Source organism: Xenorhabdus bovienii (genome assembly GCF_024721015.1).
Taxonomy (GTDB): domain Bacteria; phylum Pseudomonadota; class Gammaproteobacteria; order Enterobacterales; family Enterobacteriaceae; genus Xenorhabdus; species Xenorhabdus bovienii.
Map to the genome: position 1 here is coordinate 16,987 of NZ_JANAIF010000005.1, position 17,501 is coordinate 34,487.

Below are 17,501 nucleotides of genomic sequence, written 5' to 3' on the forward strand. Positions count from 1 at the left end.
TCATAGTCAAAACAAACAGCAAGCCCTGAGGTAGTTCATTGAATCGTTTGATTTTATTGTTTCGCATCGCCAATACCGTGCTATTAATCGTCTGGCCTTTTCTGGTATGGGCGATGATCAGCTACGGGCAGTTTCATGCCATGCTGGTGGTCATCATTCTATTTTTTGTCCTGCGCTTGCTGTTGATCCGGGCATCTTCCCACAATCAATCGCCAACCGGATGGGATACTGGCTGGATCTTATCCATTGCCGGAATTATCTTGGGATTAGCCAGTTTCTTTCTACGCAGCCACCAACTGTTGATGTATTACCCTGTGGTGGTAAATAGTGTTTTGCTCACCTTATTCGGCAGTTCACTGCGTTATGGCCCTCCGGTTGTGGAAAGGATGGCGCGTCTGAAAGAAGCGGATTTACCGCCTGAAGGGGTTGCCTACACACGTAAAGTAACCCAAATCTGGTGTCTGTTTTTCATTTTCAACGGCACGGTCGCGCTGGGTACGTGCTTGTACAACGATATGAAGCTGTGGGCATTGTGGAACGGCATGGTGAGTTATCTATTAATTGGCCTGCTTATCGCCATTGAATGGCTGGTACGCCAACAGGTGAAAAAACGATGAAAACACACGCCATATCGCAATGGCTATCGAGGGATGATTGCCCTGATAGCCCTATCAGCTGGCAAGGCAACGACAGCATTACTCTGCGCACTCTCCGTCATGATGTCATGGCACTCTACCTGCGTATGGCAGAAAGCACAGCGACCCGCTGGGCACTGTGTTTTGAAGACAGCTACCATTTTTGTGTCGGCCTGCTGGCAACACTGCATGCTGGCAAGATCCCCGTGATCCCGGGGCATTGCCGTGAGGCACAGCTACAAGAGCAACAATCGCTGTTTGATGGTGTATTGACTGATTTGCCCCTGACCTTATCATGCCCTTGCTGGCAGCTATTCCCGAATGAAGGGAAGATTGATTTACCTGAAACCGTACTGCCCGGAATCGCGCCCGATGCGGTTTTAGTACTGTTTACTTCTGGCTCAACAGGTGTTCCCAAACAGGTAATCAAATCCGTGTCAGTCATGGATCAAGAAACTCAATGGCTGGCTTCCCTGTGGGGAAAAATACTGCAATCCTGTCTCATCAGAGCCTCGGTCAGCCACCAGCATTTATATGGGCTGACTTTCCGCATCTGGCTCCCCATGTCACTTGGCCTGCCATTTGAGCGCACGATGGTGGAATTTCCTGAACAACTGACCAACAATCCACGCTGTGCCTTGATCAGTAGCCCGGCATTTCTTCAGCAATTGGATCAAAATCTCCCTGCCCCAGATTGCTCTTTTGTCGTTTCAGCAGGAGGCCCTTTGCATTTTTCGGATGCAGAGCAGGTCATGCAGTGGTTGAACATTACTCCCCATGAAATTTACGGCTGTACCGAAACGGGGATTATGGCTTGGCGCGCACGCAAAACGGATGATGCCGTTTGGACGACATTTTCTGGCGTTTCCTTTGAAAAAGAGGATGAAATGGGGATGCGTGTCTATTCTCCCCTGCTCTCTGATCCTGATGGCATGGCGTTGGATGATCGGCTCTCCTTTGATGCTCAAGGTAACTTCACCTTAATGGGGCGTCGGGACCGAACAGTAAAAATCGGTGAAAAACGCATTTCCCTATCCGACATTGAGCGTCGATTACGTGAAGTGGATGGGATCGCGGATACCGCCGTATTGACCGTCAAACGCGGTAAACGTTGTCACATTGGGGCAGTTGTAGTTTTGGATGATGAAACCTATGCCCATTACCAGCAACAGGGGATCACACGGTTTTCCCGATATTGGCGCAGACAATTAAAACTTTGGCTGGAGCCGGTTGCATTACCCCGTTACTGGCGGGTGGTTAAAACCATTCCCCTGAATGCCCAAAGCAAGCGCTCATGGCCTGCATTACAGGAGCTATTTAATGAAGCCCGTTGAAATTTACCGTGAGCAACCCGCTCCGAATGAGGCCATTGTACACCTCTATTTAGATCCGGCCCTGGATTGGTTCCGTGGGCATTTTCCTATTCAGCCGATCTTGCCGGGCGTCGCTCAAATCGATTGGGTTATGCATTATGCCCAAACCCTGCTGGCTCCGGGTTGGTCTTTTTCTTCGATTGAGATGGTGAAATTCCAACTGCCCCTGCAACCGGGGAATCGACTGCAATTGAACATGATATGGACTGAAGAAAAAAACCTTCTGATCTTCCATTATGGCGTGGAAAATCCGAACAGCGGTGAACTTCATCCAGCCAGCCAAGGGAAAATCAAGCTATGTCGTTAAATGCACACGCCATTACGCCATGCGTGATCATTCCCTGTTATAACCACGGCAGCACAATGCCCACCGTGCTGGCAAGGCTTGCCCCTTTCAAGCTCCACTGTTTTATTGTGGATGATGGCAGTGCCGCCGACACCCGGCACAGTCTTGAAGCATTAGTAAAAACAACGCCAGATGTGACCCTAATCCGCCTTGAGCGCAATCAGGGCAAGGGCGGCGCGGTGATGGCAGGTCTAAAGGCCGCAGCAAATGCAGGATATAGCCATGCCTTACAGCTTGATGCCGATGGGCAACATTGCATCGAAGATATTCCCAAGTTTCTGGATAAAGCCCAACAGCATCCAGCCAGCCTAATTTCCGGCAGCCCGATGTATGATGCCTCTGTGCCAAAATCCCGGCTTTACGGGCGCTACATGACCCATTTCTGGGTCTGGGTAGAAACCCTTTCTTTCTCAATAAAAGACAGCATGTGTGGCTTTCGTGTTTATCCCTTAGCCCCCACGCTGCAATTATTGTCCCAAAAAGAGATTGGCCGCCGGATGGATTTTGATATCGAAATCATGGTTCGGCTTTACTGGCAAGGGACGGAAAGTGAATTTGTGCCAACCAAGGTCACCTATCCCGAAAATGGTCTGTCCCACTTCGATGCCTTACGCGATAACCTCAGCATTTCTTGGATGCATACCTGGCTATTTTTTGGCATGTTACCGCGCATTCCTTCCTTGTTGTGGCGTAACCGCCGCCATTGGTCGGACATTCAGGAACGTAAGGGGCTGCATGGCATGAAGTTCATGCTGGCCGTGTACCGGCTACTGGGACGACGCCCCTTTGAGTGGCTACTCTATCCCGTCGTCGGTTATTTCTGGGCGACAGGTGGTGCGCAGCGTCAGGCATCGAGACAGTATCTTGAACGGCTGAAACAGACCTTACATCACCAGAAGATCCCCCTTCCCCACGGCCTTAATAGTTATCGCCACTACCTGCGTTTTGGTGGCGCCATGCTGGATAAGATTGCAAGTTGGCGTGGCGATTTGAAATGGGGCAAAGATGTCGAATTTGCCGAAGGTTCAGAAGCGGTACTCCTGAATGGGAACACGGGCGGTAAACTGCTTTTGGTTTCACATCTGGGAGATATTGAAGTCTGCCGCGCCTTAGCACAACATGCTGGCAAGCAAACCATTAATGCGCTGGTGTTTACTGAACATGCCCAGCGTTTTAAGCAGATTATTGAAGAAGTTTCCCCTCAGGCAGGCATTAATTTATTGCCTGTCACCGATGTCGGGGCAGATACCGCTATTATGCTGAAAGAGAAAATTGATGCAGGTGAATGGGTGGCGATTGTCGGTGATCGCGTTGCCATCAATCCCTCCCGTACCCATACACCGCGTGTGGTATGGAGCCAGTTTCTTGGGCATCCGGCCCCTTTTCCACAAGGGCCATTTATCCTCGCATCGGTTTTGCGCTGCCCGGTGCTGCTCATGTTTGCCCTTCGCCAAAGCGATCAGTTCGAAAACAGTCAGCTAAAAATTCATTGCGAACCTTTCGCCGATCCGCTGAAGCTTCCCCGTAACCAAAGAGAGCAGGCATTACAGCAGGCAGTGGATCACTATGCCTCCCGCCTGGAACATTACGCCCTACAATCTCCGCTGGATTGGTTTAATTTTTTTGATTTTTGGCAACTGCCCGCCGATATGAAGGGTAAGGAATAAAAATGCTAACAGATCCCCGTTTTACCGCTGAAGTCGAATTAACCGTGCCATTCCATGATTCTGATCCCATGGGGGTCGTATGGCACGGCAATTATTTCCGCTATTTTGAAATTGCTCGTGAAGCACTACTGAACCAATTCAATTACGGCTATCGCCAGATGCGTGAATCAGGTTATGTCTGGCCAATCGTAGACACCCGCGTTAAATATCGAGATTCTCTGCAATTTGAACAGAAAATTCGGGTCAGAGCGACCATTGAGGAATTTGAGAACCGCCTGAAAATTGCGTATCAAATTTTTGATGCAGTAAGCGGCAGGAAAACCACAACCGGTTACACCATTCAAGTGGCGGTAGAAGAAAATACCCAGAAAATGGGTTTTGTCAGCCCAGATATCTTATTTGAACGCATGGGAGTCAGACCTTGAAAAAACGCGGGTCAATACTGCTATTGCTGGCAGCTAATTTATTCAATTTAGCCCATAACGTGGCACAGGCCACCACCCTTGACGAGTTGCAACAACGTTTTGCAAACCAACCTGTGGTTCGAGCTAAATTCACGCAAGAGCGCCAGATTGACGGCATGCCTCAACCTCTGCACTCCAGTGGTGAAATGCTAGTTTCACCACATAAAGGGCTATGGTGGCACCAGCAAAAACCGTTTCCTCTGACGATGCTGCTGGACGATAGCCGAATGGTGCAGGTTATGCCGAGGCAAGCCCCCCAAGTCATCACCGCTGAATCCAATCCACAGATGTTTCAGTTTAATCACTTGATGCGAGCACTGTTTCAAGCTGACCGTGCTGTGCTTGAAGAAAACTTTAAAACTGACTTCAAAGATCTGGGACAGGAAAAATGGCAATTGATACTGACCCCCAAGACCTCGCCGTTGGACAAACTGTTTACCGCCATTACGCTGCAAGGTCAGGCAAATCTGGATTCCATTCTGCTGACCGATCGCCAAGGCGATCGCACCGAACTGTTTTTTACCCAACACCGACTGACGCCGAAGACACTGAGTCATGACGAAAAACAACACTTCAAATTCTGAACCACGCCTGCTACCGATATTCTGGTTGCTGATATGCGGTATCCTGCTGGTGTCGCTGGTCGTGCTCTTGCCGCAATCAAGACTATCGACCAGTGTACTGGCATTATTACCGGCACAAAGTGCGGGAGATATGCCACCCGCATTGAAAGATGAGTTTATGCAACGCCTCGATCGCCAATTGGTATGGATGGTCAGCCCAGGACAAAAAGAGGATGCAGCTCCGGCTCAATTCTGGCTGGAACAGTTACAAAAAGCGCCTTTTCTGGCGGCGGTCAAAGGACCAATGGCTCAAGACCAACAACAGGCATGGGGGCGTTTTTACTATGAGCATCGCAATGCCATGCTTGATCCTGCTACGCGTGACAGGCTGCAAGAAAACGGCAACCGTCAGGCTGACTGGATATTGTCTCAAGTCTATTCCGCATTTTCAGGCGTCAGTGGGCAAGAGCTAAACAATGATCCCTTGATGCTGGTGAGAGGCTCACAATTGGCACTCCAGCAAACCTCCAGCCGGCTGCGACTCCAAAACGGCTGGCTGGTCGCCAAAGATGAAACGGGAAGAAACTGGTATCTGCTGCATGGAGAACTCAAAAGCTCCTCTTTCGATATGCAGCAGGGGCATGATGCAGTGATTGAACTGGCTGAGTTGCAGCAATCCCTAAAGAACGTTTTCCCTGATGCCGAAGTTATTTCACGGGGAACGCTGTTTTACAGCGATTATGCCAGCCAGCAGGCGAAGCATGACATTTCAACGCTAGGCAGTGCGACTGTACTCGGCGTACTGTTATTGATTTATGGCGTTTTCCGTTCTCTGAAACCATTGCTGCTGTGCGTTCTGTCCGTCAGCATAGGCGCTTTGGCCGGAACCGTGCTGACATTGGCCATATTCGGTGAACTGCATTTTATGACGCTGGTGATGAGTATCAGCATTATCGGCATTTCTGCTGACTATGCGATTTATTACCTGACCGAGCGGATGGTTCATGGACAGGAAACAACGCCGTGGCAAAGTATGCAGAAAGTCTTGCCTGCTTTACTGATGGCACTGGCAACGGCGGTCATTGCTTACCTGATCATGATGTTCGCCCCTTTCCCCGGTTTACGCCAACTGGCCGTGTTCGCTGCCGCGGGTTTAACCGCCTCTTGCCTGACCGTTGTCTGCTGGTATCCCAGACTGGCCAAAAATCTGCCAGTACGCCCGATCCCCGCCATGATCACACTCATGCGCTGGCTGGCATTGTGGCGACGCCAACGCCTGTTTTACATCGGATTACCTGTTTTTCTGGCACTTTTCGCCCTGCTGGGAATTTCCCGCTTACAGGTGAATGATGACATTGCTCAGTTACAGGCGCTACCACAGGATATTCATCAACAGGAAAAACGTATCGCAGAACTGACCAGACAGAGAAGTGATCAAAAATGGTTCGTGATCTACGGCGAGAGTGCAGAACAAACATTACAGCGCCTCGAATCATTCATTCCCAAACTGGATGCCGAAAAACAGCATGGCACGTTCAAGAATTACCAGCGCCTGCCATTGTCTTCCCTTGCACAGCAACAACGGGATCTGGCGCTTATCCAAACAGCCACGCCCAATATCATGGCACGCCTGACAGATACAGGCCTGCCGGCGAAACAACCCGACCTCCATCCGATGACCGTCACCCCTGACGAATGGCAAAACAGTATCATTAGCGAAGGCTGGCGTCTGATGTGGACAACGCTGCCAGACGGCCAAAGTGGGGTATTGCTGCCTGTGAATGGCGTTAAGGACAGTGTGCGGATGCGTCAATTGGCTGAACAACAGAACGGTGTCAGTTGGGTAGACCGTAAACTGGCATTCGATGAGATGTTTCAGTTTTATCGCACCATGCTTGGCTGGCTGCTGGCAGGTTCAGTGATCATTATCACGGTAAGTTATATCATGCGGCTTGGCCTGCGACGTGGCCTGATCAGTGTGTTGCCGTCATTGCTGTCTCTCGGATGTGGGCTGGCTACCCTTGGCTTCAGTGGTCATAGCATTAACCTCTTCTCCATCCTCGCGTTGGTACTAGTACTTGGCATTGGTATCAACTATACGCTGTTTTTCAGCAATCCTCGTGGCACACCACTGACTTCACTATTAGCCATTAGCGTAGCTATGTGCACTTCGCTACTCACACTGGGCATGCTGGTATTCAGCAGCACTCAGGCAATCAGTAGCTTTGGCATTGTGTTATGCAGCGGGATATTCACGGCCTTTCTGCTGTCACCGTTGGCGATGCCTGAACGGCAAAAAAGGAATAAAAAATCATGATTCGGTTATTCATCCTGTCACTGGTTTGTCTGCTGGCAGCCTGCTCTAACTTCCCCCAGAACGGCTCGCCCAGTGCATGGTTGAAACCGGGAGTCCGTGTGTCTCTGCCCGCGCCGGCTATCACGCCTGCCATTCATGAACAACAGTTGCTGACCGCAACAGTGAAAGGGAAAGCGCAGTCGTTGATTGTGCTGCTCAATGCCGATGAACAAAAACTCTCTCTGGCCGGATTATCCTCACTGGGTATCCGCCTGTTTAAGCTGGATTACGACCATAATGGCATTCACGCCGAGCAATCCATCGTTGTACCGGAGATCCCACCCGCGAATCAGGTTTTAGCCGATATCATGCTCAGTTACTGGCCGATTTCGTCTTGGCAACCGAAACTGCCTACTGGCTGGACACTAAGCGATACCGTCAATCGCCGCCAGTTGAAGGATAACCACGGGCAAGTGATCACAGAAATTCATTACGATACTCAAAACGAGCAACGACGCCCGATCCGTGTCCAACAATTTATTTTTGGTTATGAAATCGCCATTCAGCATCTGGAAGAGTAAAACATGATTTATATTGCTGCCGTGGGTATGCTCAATGCCTTGGGTAATAATGCAGACGACATTGCCCAGAATCTGGTGCTCGGAAAATCGCCCGGGATGTATGCGCGGTCGGACTGGTTGCAACCCGATGAAAACTGCTTTCTGGGCGGGATTGAGGAAGTCGAATTGCCGATCATTCCTGAACCGTTGTTCATGCACAATAGCCGCAACAATCAGTTACTGCTGGCGGCCCTGATGCAGATAAAACCTCAGGTAGAGACGGCCATTGCTTTCCACGGGCGGGATCGCATTGCCGTTATCATGGGAACGAGTACGTCTGGCCTTGATGAAGGTGACAAGCACGTCAGCCGTGGAATCAAACAACTGCCTGATGCAAATTATCACTATTACCAGCAGGAACTGGGTGATCCTTCCCGTTTCCTTGCCAGCTACCTTAATATTGAAGGCCCTGCTTTCACCATTTCTACGGCCTGTTCATCCAGCTCTCGCGCCATTATCAGTGGTCAGCGACTGATTGAAATGGGCTTGGTAGATGTTGCCATTGTGGGGGGCGCCGACACACTCAGCCGTATGCCAATCAATGGCTTCAATAGCCTCGAATCACTTTCCCGTACCCAGTGTGCGCCATTTTGTGAAAACCGTCAGGGCATTACCATCGGAGAAGCCTCAACGCTGCTGTTGTTGACCAAAGCGCCTCAGCCCGTTGCCCTGCTCGGTGTGGGAGAATCCAGTGATGCATGGCATATGTCCGCACCACATCCCGAAGGGAAAGGAGCCATTGATGCCATCAACATGGCATTGAATAATGCCAAACTATCCCCGCAGGACATCGGTTACATCAACCTGCATGGCACAGGAACAAAATTGAACGACCAGATGGAATCACTGGTGATTAACCAGCTTTTCGGTGAAAACACGCCATGCAGCTCGACCAAACATCTAACCGGTCATACTTTGGGAGCCGCGGGTGCCTGTGAAGCGGCGCTTTGCTGGATCTTGCTGACTCGTGAGTTACCTCTGCCAGCACAGGATTTTTCCCGCTCAGAGAGAGATAAATCACTGCCAGCCTGCGGCCTGTTGAGTCAGCCACAAGCATTGGCAAAACCCATCGTGATGTCCAATTCCTTCGCCTTTGGCGGAAACAATACCAGCCTGATACTGGGAGCCGCATAATGTCTGACTATTTATCGGTCGATCGTTACATTCCTCACGAAGCGCCCATGATATTGCTGGAAAATGTTATCAGCGTTTCCAGCGACAGTGTTCATTGTCAGGTCACCGTCAGCAAAAACGGCGTCCTGTCACCCTTTCTCAATGCAGAAGGTCATCTGCCGGGATGGTTTGCCATTGAAATCATGGCACAAACTATCGGCGTCTGGTCTGGCTGGCATCGCCATGCAAGGAAAGAAGAAGACTCAGCTTTGGGCATGTTGCTGGGTGGCCGTGCTATACGTTGCCAGACGCCCTTTTTCGCGAATGGTCAAGTGTTGGACATTCACATGAATTTATTACTGCAAGATGAAAAATTCGGCAGTTTTGAAGGTGACATCAGTGGTAATGGTGAAATTCTGGCGACAGGACGCCTGAACACCTACCAACCTGACCAAACAGAACTTAAAAAATTATTTCAACAGGATGGAGTAGCATAATGCGTTCAGTTCTAGTGACCGGTGCCAGCAAAGGGATCGGCAGGGCCATTGCTTGTAAGCTGGCATCAAACGGGTTTACTGTCGTCGTTCATTATCACCGTGATGCCGCAGGTGCAGCAAAAACACTGGAACAGATTCAGGCAAATGGGGGCAATGGCCGCACCTTGGGTTTTGATATTTCAGATCGCACCACCAGCCGCGAATTGCTGGAGCAAGATATCGAAATGCACGGTGCTTACTACGGCATCATCTGTAATGCGGGGATTGCTAAAGATGGCGCGTTCCCTGCCTTGGAAGGCAGTGATTGGGATAGCGTTATCCATACCAATCTGGATGGTTTCTACAATGTCATTCATCCCTGCGTGATGCCAATGATTGGTCTGCGTCAAGGGGGGCGTATCATCACGTTATCTTCCGTTTCCGGCTTGATGGGGAACCGTGGACAGGTCAATTACAGTGCAGCCAAGGCGGGGATTATCGGTGCCACCAAAGCGCTTGCCATTGAACTGGCAAAACGAAAAATCACCGTAAACTGCATTGCTCCGGGTCTGATTGACACGGACATGATCCAAATGGAAGAACCTGCGTTGAAAGAAGCCATGAGCCTGATCCCGATGAAACGCATGGGACACGTTGACGAAGTTGCCGGCCTTGCCAGCTATCTGATGTCAGACATCGCAGGCTATGTCACCCGTCAGGTCATCTCAGTCAACGGAGGTATGCTATGACACGCAGGGTAGTTATTACAGGTATGGGCGGCATTACGGCTCTGGGGCACAACTGGCAATCTGTATCTTCCGGTCTGAAAGCGGGGAAAAACGCGGTTCAGCACATGTCAGCCTGGTCTGAGTATGATGGCCTGAATACGCTGCTCGGCGCGCCTGTCACCGATTTTTCATTGCCAGATCACTATACCCGCAAGCGCATCCGCTCTATGGGGCGAGTGTCACTTATGTCAACACGTGCCACTGAATTGGCTATTGAGAGGGCTGGCCTGTTGGATAATCCGATATTGACCCATGGTGAAACCGGCATTGCCTATGGTTCCTCCACGGGCAGTACCAAGCCCGTCAGCGAATTTGCCACTATGCTGACTGAAAAGCATACGCACAACATCACGGGCACAACCTATGTCCAAATGATGCCGCACACGACAGCCGTCAATACAGGGCTGTTCTTCGGGCTGCGCGGCAGGGTGATCCCAACCTCAAGTGCCTGTACGTCTGGTAGTCAGGCCATTGGTTATGCATGGGAAGCCATCCGTCATGGCTACCAGACCGTGATGGTGGCCGGAGGAGCAGAAGAGTTGTGTCCATCTGAAGCGGCTGTATTTGATACGCTGTTTGCCACCAGCCAGAAAAATGATGCCCCCAAAACAACCCCATCGCCGTTTGATACTCACCGTGATGGTTTGGTGATTGGTGAAGGCGCAGGAACATTGATCCTGGAAGAACTGGAACATGCCAAAGCGCGCGGGGCAAAAATTTACGGTGAAATTATCGGTTTTGCTACCAACTGCGATGCTTCCCACATTACTCAACCGAAATCGGAAACCATGCAGCTATGTATGGAAATGGCCCTGAAATCGGCTGGGCGGCAGTCGTCAGATATCGGCTACATCAGCGCACATGGTACAGCAACCGATCGGGGTGATGTTGCGGAAAGTCAGGCGGCTGCCAATGTTTTCGGCCGCAATACGCCTATCTCTTCACTGAAAAGCTATTTCGGCCATACATTGGGCGCTTGTGGGGCACTGGAAGCCTGGTTGAGCCTTGAGATGATGAATGAAGGCTGGTTCGCGCCAACCATCAATCTCAATGAAATCGATCCCGCCTGTGGCGAATTGGATTACATCATGCACCAATCCCGTGAGATCCAGACAGAATTTATCCAAAGCAATAACTTTGCCTTCGGTGGGATTAATACCTCGATTGTGTTCCGACGCTGGCCTTAATGTTTATTAATGGCTTTAGTTGTAGGCTAAAGCCATTAAATATACGTTTGTATTCCCGCTTAAAAAATTCGTATTCGCTTAGCCCAACATTGATTGGGGATTTCCCCCACTCTTTCATGAATCTTTTCATTCATGAGTATCAGTTTTTCTCATTGTATCTCTCAGGAGTAAAGGGCTATAGTCCGCAGCGCTCAAGGTCCTTGAACGACTTACCTACTGCTTAAATCACCAAGATATATCCCAATCCCTGGCATATATCGTTACCGCCATTCGGCAAAATCTTGATGAGAAGCAGCGCATATCCAGCTGATTTTTTTATGTGGAGACGACAGTAGTGAAACTGCTGCGCAACAATGACAGTGCATTTGTACCTGTCGCAGGCTTGACGGTATTTGCGATTGCTTCTGGTTACTTAATGAGTTTAATTCCTTTATCGATGGCAAGTTTCAGCATCGATACGAGTTATGCCAGCTGGTTGGCCAGTGCTTATTACGTGGGTTTATTAATAGGCTCAATTATGATTGAACCTGTTATTGCCAAAATAGGCCACCGCTTTTCATTTATTAGTTTTTTGCTGCTTTTAGCCGCGACGGTTGTAGTCTTGCCTTTTTTTCCGAATAAAGAGAGCTGGTTGGTTATTCGCTGCGTGGCGGGGATCGCCGTTGCAGGGATTTTTGTCGTGGTAGAATCTTGGTTGTTGATGGGTGACAGTCCCAAAGAGAGAGCCAAACGGCTGAGTTTTTACATGACTTCACTCTATGGTGGTACAACACTGGGTCAGCTAGCTATTGGCTTCATAGGGACTCAGGGTATAGTGCCTTTCATGGTGGTGCTGGCTCTGCTATTGTTGGCCACCCTGCCGCCATTACTTATAAGTCAAGGGCAACCTCCCGCTCTTCATCATCAGAGCTTATCGCTAAAAAAAATTGTCCAATTCAGCAAGCCAGCGATAGTCGGTTGTATCACGTCAGGGGTTGTCATGGGTACGATTTACGGCCTGATGCCTTTATCATTAAGCCAAAGCCACTTCGATGGTGAACAAGTCGGCGTATTAATGGCCGCGACTATTTTAGGCGGAATGGTGATTCAGCCCATTGTCAGTAAACTGTCTGTCATAATGAGCAAAACGTTGTTACTGGCAATGGTTTCACTACTCGGTGTATTTGCGATGGGAATGACCTACCTTTCTGAAAATTATATTGTGATGATCGTGGCCTTGGGGCTTCTGGGGATGTCCTCTTTTGCACTCTATCCGATCGCCATCACGCTTGCCTGCGATAAACTGGATTCATCTTGTATTGTGGCTGCAACTCAAGTGATGCTGTTAAGTTACAGTATCGGCTCCGCCATTGGCCCCCTGAGCGCAGGGAATTTTATGTTGCAGCACAATGGATTAATGAATTTCTTTTTCATTGTCTTACTGGCCGCTGCTATTTATATGCTACTGGCGAGCCTGCGCCGTAAAGACCATATCTTGGCAAACTAGTGGCTAAACCAAGTCATAATGATAGCGCCGCACTCTGCGGCGTTTTTTTTACACATGAGTTCCTATTACTTTCTGTTAAATCGATTGTACTGAATCATTTTTAATTCTAGGATAGCCGTGAAAACACACAATCTGACATCGAATAACTGTGAAATATGCGGAGATAATTGATGTATATAAAGCAAGCCACCGAAACGGATTTCGCGATTCTTATCCAGATTTGGGAAGCCTCTGTGCGTGCTACCCATGATTTTCTGCCTGAAACTATAATTGAAGAGCTACGTCCCCTTATCTTGAATGATTACTTACCCAATTTAATCATCTATAAGGCTGTAAATGACCAACATATCATCGAAGGATTTGTGGCAGTCGATCAACAGCGAGTAGAAATGCTATTTATTTCACCACAGGCACGAGGTAAAGGGATCGGCAAGATGCTGCTGGCGTTTGCAATGACTGAATTGCAGATCAACGAACTGGATGTGAACGAACAGAATGAACAAGGTGTTGGCTTCTATAAGCATATGGGGTTTCAGGTTTTTGCTCGCTCAGAAGTCGATGGGCAAGGGAATCCATTTCCACTATTGCACATGAAACTCGCGTAAATTCAGCCGATATTCATTTCCATTTTAGACAAACAAGAATAAGCCATTCATTGATAGCCCAGAATGTTAAACAGCAAACTGGGCTATTCAGGATAACAAATTACAATTTTACTTAAATATATTAACAATTACATCTTATTTATAAAAAATATAAAATAAATAATTCATAATTACTATGAATATATTAATGCAATCTTATTTAGATTAACCATTAATACTAATAAATTTCTCTTTAATAACACTAAATAATAAGACTAATCAACGAATACCTGCATAAAAAACATTAAATAAAGAAATTTAAAGAAATTAAATGATTTATAAACGTTTTAATACCATTGAATGAATCAATGATATACTCGGTAAAGTTTTTAGTTATTGAGTTTAATCCTAATGAATTATCTACAACAACCACAACCTGCTTCTTCAGGTATGAAGCTGTTTACTGATCTTGTCGGAAAGCGTGTTACCCCCGGTGAATACTGGCATTCTTCCAGTTATCGAACTAAATTCGCTCTGCGTAGCATTTTTACGCCTATTTCTACACTTAAGCTTTTGAATAAAATTGCTAATACCCCGCTTTATAAGGATATTTTAAAAAAGCAACCCAGTTTGCCCTGCAAATTGCATCGCCCATATTTGAGCATCAATTTCAAGCGTAAACAGATTGTTTGTGCACTTAATGAACATTACCAGATATTATTTGAACAATTAGAGCCGGCTATTATCAACAAAATATTTGATACTCATGCTTATTTGCTGGCAACAGTTCAGGGTAAAAATGAATCATTCATGATATATATTGATTCATTGGATAATCTGAATAAAGAAGGTGAGCTTTCGTTATATATTACCACAGCAGAAAATGTCGTTCTGGCGAAATGCGCATTCACTTTATTGACGATTAAGGGTAAGCAAACATTATTCATTGGTGTATTGCAAGGCCCGGCTAAAATGGATAATTCTCTGGATATTATCCGCCATGCCACCAAAGAATGTTATGGATTATTTCCTAAGCGTTTATTGATTGAAGCTATCTGCCGTTTTGCCTCTCATGCGAATTGTGAGCAGATCTTGGCGGTCAGCAATGAGACACATATTTATCGCAGTATCCGCTATTGGCATAAAAAGAAAGATAAGATGGTGGCCGATTATAACGCCTTCTGGGAATCCCTGAATGGTATCAGGAAGGAAAATAATGATTTCCATCTGCCATCAGCCATAGAAAGGAAATCCCTGGAAGAGATCGCCAGCAAGAAACGCGCTGAATATCGCCGCCGTTACCAACTACTGGACGAGCTGGATAACCATATCAAAGTAGCCCTTACTGATTAATTATCATCAAGAAGGGATACTTGATCGCGTGTTTAGCGTGGCTTTGCCATTAGCCATAAAAGATGAGTTTTAATGGCAGGCCACTCGCTGGCAAACATGCTGTATACACAAGTGTCTCTTATTGAGCCATCCCTTGCACGCAAGTGACTGCGCAGAATACCATCCCGTTTTGCCCCCAGACGCTCGATAGCTCCGCGGCTCTGGTGATTCAGAAAATGGGTACGAAATTCCACGGCAACACCGCCAAGTTGTTCAAACGCATATTCCATGAAAGATTCAAATATCATCGGCATAAAAGAAACGCTGAACTATTCTCAAATACACTCACGTTAAATTCCAGAATTTGAAGAACGGTTTCCACTGGCACATCATTTCTTGATACTTGTCACAATCGCTTAACAAAACGGTTCCAATCAGGCTGGAACCGTCTAAATTTGATCCCAATCTCATCCGACCACTTAGTCATACTGAAAACAATAATACTTTTAAGTCACCAAATATTTGTTGGAGAATGCAATGAGCAATTACCCTCACCTGCTGGCCCCGCTGGATTTGGGCTTTACCACCCTGAAAAACCGTGTTTTGATGGGTTCAATGCATACAGGGCTTGAAGAACATCCCGATGGTGCCCGACGACTGGCGCAGTTCTATGCAGAACGTGCGGCTGGCGGTGTAGCATTGATTGTAACCGGCGGCATCGCCCCAAACGAACAGGGTGTTGTTACAGCCGGTGCAAGTATTCTGAATAATGAAGATACCCTACCTCATCATCAAGTCATCACGGATGCCGTACATCAGGCGGGCGGGAAGATAGCCCTGCAAATCCTGCATACCGGACGTTACAGCTACCAGAAAAATCTTGTCGCTCCTTCTGCCATTCAAGCACCAATTAATCCTTTTAAGCCCCGTGAAATGTCTGAGGAAGATATCCAGCAGACGATCGGGGATTTTGCACGTTGCGCCCAGCTCGCACAACAGGCCGGATATGATGGTGTCGAAATCATGGGTTCAGAGGGCTATCTCATCAATCAGTTTCTGGTCGCCCGTACTAATCACCGACAGGATAAGTGGGGGGGAAACTTCGAAAATCGTATGCGTTTTGCCGTGGAAATTGTTAAAGCTGCCCGTGCCATCACAGGAGAGCACTTTATTATTATCTATCGTCTCTCCATGCTGGATTTAGTGGAAGAAGGCTCTGACTGGCAAGAGATCGAACAACTGGCGAAGGAAATTGAAAAAGCTGGCGCTTCCATCATCAATACGGGCATCGGCTGGCATGAAGCGCGCATTCCAACCATCGCAACAATGGTGCCGAGAGCCGGCTTTAGTTGGGTAACTCAAAAATTGATGGGAAAAGTCAGCATTCCGTTGATTACCACCAATCGTATCAATGATCCCCATGTAGCTGAACAGACACTGAGTGAAGGCTGTGCCGATATGGTTTCCATGGCACGCCCTTTCCTCGCTGACGCCGAATTTGTTTTAAAAGCCGAGCAAGACCGTGCCGATGAAATCAACACGTGTATTGGCTGCAACCAAGCCTGCCTGGACAGAATATTTGTCGGGAAGTTGACGTCGTGCCTGGTCAATCCACGCGCCTGCCATGAAACTGAATTCATTGCAGAGCCAGTAAAAGCGCCTAAAACCATCGCAGTGATTGGCGCCGGCCCAGCGGGGTTGTCCTTTGCTGTCACTGCTGCCAGCCAAGGGCATCATGTCACGCTATTTGAACGTGACAATAAGATTGGTGGGCAATTTAATATCGCCAAACAGATCCCCGGCAAAGAAGAATTCTACGAAACGCTGCGCTATTTTGATCGCCAATTGGCATTGAACGGTGTTGAGGTAAAGCTCAACCATACCGCAACAGCCGATCAGCTTGCGTCGTTTGATGAGATCATCATTGCCACAGGCATCATCCCACGGACGCCAGATATTGATGGCATCAACCATGAAAAAGTGCTGACTTACCTTGATGTACTGAAACATAAACGCAATGTAGGGCCACGTGTCGCCATTATCGGTGCAGGGGGTATTGGCTTCGATACGGCAGAATACCTGAGCCAAAATGGACAAAGCAGCAGCCTGAGTAGCCACGCGTTTAGCCAAGAGTGGGGCATCGATCAAACACTTTCCCATCGTGGTGGATTACAGCCGGAAGGCGCACAAATGGAACGCTCCCCACGAAAAATTTATCTGCTGCAACGTAAGGATTCGAAAGTCGGCGAAGGTTTGGGGAAAACCACCGGGTGGGTTCACCGCGCCAGCCTGTTGATGCGGGGCATCACGATGCTGAACAGCGTACAGTACCTGAAGATTGATGATCAGGGGCTGCATATCAGTCGCAACGGTGAACAACAATGTCTCGAAGTGGACAATGTGATTATCTGCGCAGGGCAGGAGCCATTGAAAGATCTTTATCAACCACTGCAAACGATGGGGAAAAATGTGCATGTGATTGGCGGTGCCGACGTCGCGGTAGAGCTGGATGCCCGCAGAGCAATTGATCAGGGAGCCAGATTGGCGTTTAAGATTTAACTGCGCAAGTTT

The 17,501-nt window shown here is 48.2% G+C and carries 16 protein-coding genes and 1 pseudogene; 16 read left to right on the plus strand and 1 reads right to left on the minus strand.

The annotated features are described in order from the left end of the window. Positions 1 to 38 precede the first annotated feature (38 nt). From NXS07_RS02545 to NXS07_RS02615, 15 genes are all read left to right on the plus strand, one after another. On the plus strand, positions 39 to 617 hold the full coding sequence (locus NXS07_RS02545; RefSeq protein ID WP_038194481.1) for a COG4648 family protein: 579 nt from the start codon (positions 39 to 41) through the stop codon (positions 615 to 617). Next, positions 614 to 1,969 (plus strand): AMP-binding protein, encoded by a 1,356-nt coding sequence (locus NXS07_RS02550; RefSeq protein WP_258086112.1) that lies wholly within the window; start codon positions 614 to 616, stop codon positions 1,967 to 1,969. Before NXS07_RS02545 ends, NXS07_RS02550 begins: the two co-directional genes overlap by 4 nt. Continuing rightward, a complete protein-coding gene (locus tag NXS07_RS02555; RefSeq protein ID WP_238098639.1) occupies positions 1,956 to 2,315 on the plus strand; it encodes an ApeI family dehydratase in 360 nt (119 codons plus the stop codon). The genes NXS07_RS02550 and NXS07_RS02555 overlap by 14 nt, the downstream gene beginning before the upstream one ends. Next, positions 2,306 to 4,021 carry a glycosyltransferase family 2 protein gene (locus NXS07_RS02560; RefSeq protein ID WP_258086113.1) on the plus strand — a complete coding sequence of 572 codons (1,716 nt, stop codon included), beginning with the start codon at positions 2,306 to 2,308 and terminating at the stop codon, positions 4,019 to 4,021. The genes NXS07_RS02555 and NXS07_RS02560 overlap by 10 nt, the downstream gene beginning before the upstream one ends. Before the next feature lie 2 nt (positions 4,022 to 4,023). After that, a complete protein-coding gene (locus NXS07_RS02565) occupies positions 4,024 to 4,446 on the plus strand; it encodes an acyl-CoA thioesterase (RefSeq protein WP_038205741.1) in 423 nt (140 codons plus the stop codon). A gap of 23 nt (positions 4,447 to 4,469) precedes the next feature. Continuing rightward, positions 4,470 to 5,069 carry an outer membrane lipoprotein carrier protein LolA gene (locus NXS07_RS02570; RefSeq protein ID WP_258086140.1) on the plus strand — a complete coding sequence of 200 codons (600 nt, stop codon included), beginning with the start codon at positions 4,470 to 4,472 and terminating at the stop codon, positions 5,067 to 5,069. After that, positions 5,041 to 7,365: an MMPL family transporter gene (locus tag NXS07_RS02575; protein ID WP_258086114.1), complete on the plus strand. Its 2,325-nt coding sequence runs from the start codon at positions 5,041 to 5,043 to the stop codon at positions 7,363 to 7,365. The genes NXS07_RS02570 and NXS07_RS02575 overlap by 29 nt, the downstream gene beginning before the upstream one ends. After that, positions 7,362 to 7,925: a DUF3261 domain-containing protein gene (locus NXS07_RS02580; RefSeq protein WP_258086115.1), complete on the plus strand. Its 564-nt coding sequence runs from the start codon at positions 7,362 to 7,364 to the stop codon at positions 7,923 to 7,925. The genes NXS07_RS02575 and NXS07_RS02580 overlap by 4 nt, the downstream gene beginning before the upstream one ends. Before the next feature lie 3 nt (positions 7,926 to 7,928). Continuing rightward, positions 7,929 to 9,098, plus strand: a complete 1,170-nt coding sequence (locus NXS07_RS02585) for a beta-ketoacyl-[acyl-carrier-protein] synthase family protein (protein ID WP_258086116.1) — start codon at positions 7,929 to 7,931, stop codon at positions 9,096 to 9,098. Continuing rightward, the gene (locus NXS07_RS02590) at positions 9,098 to 9,574 is read left to right on the plus strand and encodes a hotdog family protein (RefSeq protein ID WP_038205730.1); all 477 of its coding nucleotides are present in this window, start codon (positions 9,098 to 9,100) and stop codon (positions 9,572 to 9,574) included. The genes NXS07_RS02585 and NXS07_RS02590 overlap by 1 nt, the downstream gene beginning before the upstream one ends. Next, the gene (locus NXS07_RS02595; protein WP_258086141.1) at positions 9,571 to 10,302 is read left to right on the plus strand and encodes a 3-ketoacyl-ACP reductase FabG2; all 732 of its coding nucleotides are present in this window, start codon (positions 9,571 to 9,573) and stop codon (positions 10,300 to 10,302) included. Before NXS07_RS02590 ends, NXS07_RS02595 begins: the two co-directional genes overlap by 4 nt. Further along, positions 10,299 to 11,528 (plus strand): beta-ketoacyl-ACP synthase, encoded by a 1,230-nt coding sequence (locus tag NXS07_RS02600; protein ID WP_258086117.1) that lies wholly within the window; start codon positions 10,299 to 10,301, stop codon positions 11,526 to 11,528. The genes NXS07_RS02595 and NXS07_RS02600 overlap by 4 nt, the downstream gene beginning before the upstream one ends. Before the next feature lie 334 nt (positions 11,529 to 11,862). Then, the gene (locus tag NXS07_RS02605) at positions 11,863 to 13,014 is read left to right on the plus strand and encodes an MFS transporter (protein WP_038194467.1); all 1,152 of its coding nucleotides are present in this window, start codon (positions 11,863 to 11,865) and stop codon (positions 13,012 to 13,014) included. Between the two features lie 170 nt (positions 13,015 to 13,184). After that, positions 13,185 to 13,619, plus strand: a complete 435-nt coding sequence (locus tag NXS07_RS02610; RefSeq protein ID WP_038194466.1) for an acetyltransferase — start codon at positions 13,185 to 13,187, stop codon at positions 13,617 to 13,619. A 390-nt stretch (positions 13,620 to 14,009) separates the two neighbouring features. Further along, positions 14,010 to 14,951: a VirK/YbjX family protein gene (locus NXS07_RS02615; protein ID WP_258086118.1), complete on the plus strand. Its 942-nt coding sequence runs from the start codon at positions 14,010 to 14,012 to the stop codon at positions 14,949 to 14,951. Between the two features lie 32 nt (positions 14,952 to 14,983). Here the strand turns inward: NXS07_RS02615 and NXS07_RS02620 are convergent. Next, positions 14,984 to 15,220, minus strand: a pseudogene (locus tag NXS07_RS02620) (GNAT family N-acetyltransferase); the annotation flags it as partial. A gap of 247 nt (positions 15,221 to 15,467) precedes the next feature. On the opposite strand from NXS07_RS02620, the gene NXS07_RS02625 reads away from it, so the two are divergent. Beyond that, positions 15,468 to 17,489 (plus strand): oxidoreductase, encoded by a 2,022-nt coding sequence (locus tag NXS07_RS02625; protein ID WP_038215155.1) that lies wholly within the window; start codon positions 15,468 to 15,470, stop codon positions 17,487 to 17,489. Positions 17,490 to 17,501 lie beyond the last annotated feature (12 nt).